General features: G+C 49.3%; 1 protein-coding gene. It reads right to left on the bottom strand.

Annotation, left to right across the window (positions count from 1 at the left end; all coding sequences use genetic code 11):
• Positions 1–944 (bottom strand): IS110 family RNA-guided transposase (locus ACFPMF_RS28010; RefSeq protein WP_379851484.1); only part of this gene is annotated, 944 nt, incomplete at its 3' end.
• Positions 945–1,198: the final 254 nt, after the last annotated feature.

The following is a 1,198-nucleotide window of genomic DNA, read 5'->3' as shown; positions in this document are numbered from 1 at the left end:
CGATGAATCAGCTTATTGCGAACGGCATTGAGAACAAGCATTTTGTTCTTGCCTTCGGCCACTTTGCGTCGGTAATAGTCCTGGAGTTCGCCATTCATGCGGATGGCCGACATGGCCCCTAAGTGGAAGAGCGATTTCAACCGTTTTCGGGCATGTTGGCTGACGCTGGTTTTACCCCGAACACTGCTCCCTGATTTATACTCAAAGGGAGCAACCCCGGCATGACAAGCTAGTTTTTTGGGGTCAGTGAACTGGTTAAATTCGTCGGTAGCGACTAGCACCTCGGTGGCCGTGGCACTACCAATGCCGGGCACCGAAGTGATCCAGCCGAATAATTCTTTTAGGCGCTCATCGCTCTGAATGAGGTGGGTGATTTGTTGGTCAGCTTTTTCCAGGTCGGTCGTAAGGGACTTGATTGATGCTTGACAGCTTTTCAGTAATTGCCGTTGAAGGGTCGCATCTACAAAGCCTTGCTGTTCAGTAATCGGCTGTTGGAGTTGCTGACGGACTCGCAACAGACGTTGACGCAGCGCACTAAGTACGGCTAATTTTTGCAAAATGGGCCGGGGTGGTTGCCACAGGCGCATCTGATCGCGGAAGCGGAAGGCATATTCAGCAATACGCACGGCATCGATTGCATCGTTTTTGCCCCTTTGCAGGCCACCTGCTTTTTTGATTTGCAGACTACTTTCTAGCCAAAGAGAAAGTTTGATTTTGTACAAATGGCTGATTATGTGCGCATTATAGATACCGGTATGTTCCATGCAGCAAACCGCTTCCCTCAAAGTAAAGCCAGGTAAGGCTTTTAGGAGTTTAAGCGTGGTTTTTATACCCGTTTCAGAATTGGCCGACTGGCTTTGTAAGACGATGGTTTTACCATCAAAGACGGCCCAATCGAGTGTTGCCTTGGAGATATCAACCCCAATAAAATAGCGAATGTCCATGAGCAATGATAATTTAGGGTTCCAACAAGTCACTTACTTTACTGCTCGATCCCTTGCTAATGGTGGGACCGCCCCTGCGGCCCTGACGCCCAAATTTCCATACGAGCCGAAAGCAAGTAAAAACAGAGCGGGACCTGAATCCGAGCATAGAGCTAGTACTCTGCGGCCCCATAGGAAAACCCGCTCTGTTCACTTGTTGGCAAGCTACCAATTCTTGGTTTCTTACAACACCACAAACCTAAAGGGCGGCCCCG

The organism is Larkinella bovis (genome assembly GCF_042655385.1).
Classification (GTDB): domain Bacteria; phylum Bacteroidota; class Bacteroidia; order Cytophagales; family Spirosomataceae; genus Larkinella; species Larkinella bovis.
Note: the sequence above shows the minus strand (reverse complement) of the source record. Positions and strands in the feature narration are given on the sequence as shown.